The organism is Pseudomonadota bacterium, assembly GCA_010028905.1.
In the GTDB taxonomy this organism is placed as follows: domain Bacteria; phylum Vulcanimicrobiota; class Xenobia; order RGZZ01; family RGZZ01; genus RGZZ01.
On the sequence record RGZZ01000407.1, the window covers coordinates 1 to 4554 of the forward strand.

Genomic DNA, 4554 nt, shown 5'->3' on the forward strand with positions numbered 1-4554 from the left:
GCCATCGAGATGCTTCTTCCAGAAAGCGATCTGCTGTTCGAGCGTGTCTCCGGAGAGCCATTTGCGCTGCCAGCCTGCGAAGTCGGCGTACTGCACGGGAAGCGGGGTCAGGTCGGGTTCCTGCCCACCCGTGAAGGCTGCGTAGAGCGTGCGCATCTCGTGCGACAGCACGCCTGTCGACCAACCGTCTGAGACGATGTGATGCATCGAGATGAGCAGAACGTGGTCTTCACCTGAGAGCCGCAGCAGGTGGACTCGGATGGGCCACTCTTCCGCCAGGCGGAAGGGCAGCGAGGCCGCCTCTGCAGCTTCGTCTCTCGCGTGCAGCTCTCGTGTCTCGCCGTCGGGGAGAAGGCTCAGATCGGTCACGCGCAGCGCCAGGGAGGCCGGTGCATCGACACACTGCGCCGGGTGTCCGTCGATGGCGATGAAGCGGGTGCGCAAGGTCTCATGGCGTGCGACAAGGGTATCGAAGGTGCGTCGCAGGGCGTTCATGTCAAGGGGGCCTGTGAGGCGCAGATAGAAGGGTATGGTGTAGAGCGGGTTTTCGCCCATGAGCTGTTCGATGAACCAGAGACGCTCCTGGGCGAACGAGAGCGGTAGGTGGTCTTCCCCTCTTGGGAGCAGGGTCAGTGCCGGACGCACGCGCTCATCTGCGTCCTGCAGAGCGGCGGAGATCTCGGCGACGGTGGGGCCTGCGAAGAAGGTCTGGAGAGACACCTCCTTGCCAAGGGTGCGCGCGATGCGCGACACCACCTGCGTTGCGGAGAGCGAGTGGCCGCCGAGGTCGAAGAAGCTCTCGTTGATGCCGACCTGGTCGAGACCGAGGACATTGGCGAAGATGGTGGCGATCATCTCCTCGACGGGGGTGCGCGGCGCGGTGATGCGTTCGACGTCACGCTCGGGCGCGGGAAGCGCGTGCCGGTCGATCTTGCCGCTGGTGTTGAGGGGGAGCCGCTCGAGCCTGACCCAGGCGGTGGGGACCATGTAGTCGGGCAGTCGTTCACTCAGCCAGCGCTTCATGGCAGCTTCGAAGCCCGCGCTGCTGCCTGTGTGCGGTGCGGGCTCGACCCACGCCACAAGCTGCCCGTCGCGCACACTCACGGCGGCATTGCGCACGGCTTCGTGCCGACTCAATTCAGCTTCGACCTCGCCGGGTTCGATGCGGAAGCCCCGCAGCTTGACCTGGTCGTCTGCGCGGCCCAGAAAATCGAGTGTCCAGGGTGCTTCCGGGTCGGCCGACATCGTCACCCATCGGCAGCGGTCGCCGCTATCGTACATGCGAGCACCGTTCACGTCGCTGAAGGGGTCTGGGAGGAAGCGCTCGGCGGTCAGGCCGGGGCGGGAGACATAACCGCGGCCAACACCTGCGCCGCCGATGTACAGCCGCCCTGGAACGCCGAGGGGCAAGGGCTCGAGCTGGTCGTCGAGCACGTACAGGCGTGCGCCTGGCATGGGGCGCCCGATGGGAACGCGTCTGTCGTTCGCTTCGGTGCACGGGAAGACGGCGGCGCAGATGGCAGTCTCAGTCGGGCCATAGGCGTTGATGATTCGAGTTCCTTGCGCGTGCTTCTGCAGAAGGCCAGGGGAAGCGGCCTCACCTGCTGCATCGAGGCACTCCAGGACGGCGGTGTCGGTGATGTCGAGCGCTGCAAGGAGCGTGGGCGTGAGTGTGAGATGGGTGACGCCATATTCTCGCAGGCGGCGAGCAAGAAGCGAGACCGCTTTGGCGCCTTCCGCTGCTTCGGCCACAAAGTGCGCTCCAGCGGAGAGGGCTCCAAACAATTCCCAGACGGCCGCGTCGAATGTCAGCGCCGCTACCTGCAGAACACAGTGCTCTGCCTTCAGGCCGCGTATCTTCTGCTCGCCTGCGATGGAGCTGCAGATAGCGCGGTGGCTGATGCTTGCACCCTTGGGCTCACCTGTGGACCCGGAGGTGAAGATGACGTAGGCGGTCTGCAGCGGGTGTGTCATCACGCGAGGTCGTGTCGATGGCAGCGTGGCGCTCAGGCGCTCGATGAAGGCCACGTCGATGAGCGTTCTTGCGCCGGCGAGCCGCATCTGTGCTTCACGTCGTTGTACAGGGTGCTCGGGGTTGAGCGGTAGAAACGCGCCCCCCGCCTTGAGCACACCGAGCTCGGCGATGATGGCGTCGAGGCCGCGGGGCAGGCAGATGGCTACGGGTTCCTCGGGCGCGAGACCAGCGTGCAGCACTGCATGGGCCACGCGGTTGGCGCGGTGCTCGACCTCGGCATAGGTGAGATGCGCATCGCCACAGATCAGCGCCACGGCGTGCGGGGCTACGTCGGCGTGATGCTCAAAGGCGGCGTGAAGCAGGGCTGGCGAATCGGGTGAGCGCATCGAGGGTGTGCCTGACCATCTGAGTGCGCGGGCTCTGTCGGCCGATGATGAGGTCGAGAGCCGCGAGATGGGTTGCTCGGGTGTCTCACACACGCACGCGAGCAGCGACTTGAATTGCGCTGCCATGGCGTCGATGCTGATCGCTTCGAAGAGGTCGAGGCTGTAGACCAGCCGGCAGACAAGTTCTCCGTCGTGCTCCCAGAGGTGTACCTCGAGGTCGTTTCGCACGGTGGGACTTCCCGCGGTGAAGGCTTCAACGGCCAGTTGTCCGAGGCTGAATCGCTTGAAGTCTGTGTTCTGCAGAGCGAAAGCGATCTGCGTAACGGGCTCGTACTCGAGGTGACGCTCTGGGTTCAGTGCCTCGACGACCTTTTCGAACGGTACGTCTTGATGTGCGTAGGCGTCGAGGCTTGCGTGTCGGGTCTGCGCGAGCAGCTCGATGAAGGTGGGGTTGCCAGAGAGGTCGCTGCGGATGGCGAGGGTGTTGACGAAGAAGCCGACAAGGCCCTCGATCTCGGGCACGGTGCGGTTTGCCACAGGCGAGCCGATGACCAGATCGTTGCTTCTGCTCCAGCGCTGCATGAGCACTGCGAAGGCGGCACGAAGCACCATGAAGAGGCTTGCATCGCTCGCCTTGGCGAGCGCGCGCAGGCGTGCCGTGAGGGTTGCGTTCATCGTGGTCGTAACCGTTCCCGCGCGATAGGTCGGGCGAGGAGGGCGCGGGTGGTCGTAGGGGAGCTCGAGCAGCGGTGGGGCGCCGTCGAGGTGGGTCTTCCACCAGGTGGTCTGGCGCTCGAGCTCGGTCCCTGTGAGCCATTCACGCTGCCAGCGGGCAAAGTCGGCATACTGCACGCCAAGGGGCGCGAGTGTCGGCTCCTGGTTCTGGGTGAACGTGCTGTAGAGCGCATCGAGCTCATGCGAAAGCACGCCCAGCGACCAGCCGTCAGAGGCGATGTGGTGCAGGGTGATGAGCAGCACGTGATGGTGTGAACCGAGGCGTAGCAGGCGCATGCGAATGGGCCAGTCTGCGGCGAGGTTGAAGGGGGTGGAGGCCTCTTGGGCCGCGTCATCTTCTGTCGCTTGCTCGCGCGCCTCGTGGTTCTCGATTGCCGTGAGGTCGCGCAGGAGCATCGGAACGTGCGCAGGCGGATCGACGACCTGTACGGGGACCCCATCGATGGCGATGAATCTAGTGCGCAGCGTTTCGTGTCGAGTGATGAGGGCGTCGAGGGCAGACTGTAGCGCGGCGATATCGATGAGGCCTTCGATTCGCAAGGCGAGCGGCATGTTGTAGAACGCATTGTGCCCCACGAGCTGCTCGAGAAACCAGAGCCGCTCCTGGCCGAACGAGAGCGGCAGGGGGCGGCCATCGCGGGGCTGGGACACGAGCGCCGGCCTGACGTTACCGTCGGCGTCGTGCAGGGCGGCGGCGATCTCGGCGACGGTGGGGCCGGCGAAGAAGGTCTGCAGCGACACCTCCTTGCCCAGAGTGCGCGAGATGCGCGACACCACCTGGGTCGCCGAGAGCGAGTGGCCGCCGAGATCAAAGAAGCTCTCGTCGATGCCGACCCTTTCGAGGCCGAGAACGTCGGCGAAGATGGCGGCGATCATCTCTTCGACGGGGGTGCGCGGCGCGGTGATGTGATCCGCGCCGCGCGTGGGCGCAGGGAGTGCGCGGCGGTCGACCTTGCCGCTGGTGTTGAGGGGGAGCCGCTCGAGCACGACCCAGGCCGACGGGACCATGTAGTCGGGCAGGCGATCGGCAATCCACGTCTTGATCTCGGGGGCGAGACGGGTGGCGATGATGGGCGCAATGGGGTCGTTTGCGAGGGGCCGTTCGAGGCGCGTGGGGGCGGGCCATTCGATGGCCTGCCGAGCCGCGTCGCCGCGGGTGAAGACGGCGTCGAAGGCGCCGTCGGTGGAAGCTGCGGCAAGCGACAGCCGCAGGGTGAAGCCGTGCGCGAGGGCGAGTGCGTGGAGCACTTCGGGGTCGAGGTCGCCTGTCGATTCGGTGGCACGTTGCGATTCGAGTGCGGCGTGCAGATCAGCCGCGGTCATCACAGAGGTGCCGGTTGTCTGCGATGCGTTCTCGCTTAGCGACCTCTGTGTGAAGCGATCATCCCGGGTTCGCGCATTGTCGATGCGGGTGAAGGCGATGACGTCTTCGGAAGCTTCTCGCAGCTTCGCGGCGAT

1 protein-coding gene is annotated in these 4554 nt (G+C 65.5%); it reads right to left on the bottom strand.

Features of this window, described 5'->3' with window-relative positions; all coding sequences use genetic code 11:
- A partial coding sequence (locus tag EB084_20050) for an amino acid adenylation domain-containing protein (GenBank protein ID NDD30559.1) occupies nucleotides 1–4554 on the bottom strand: 4554 nt, incomplete at both ends.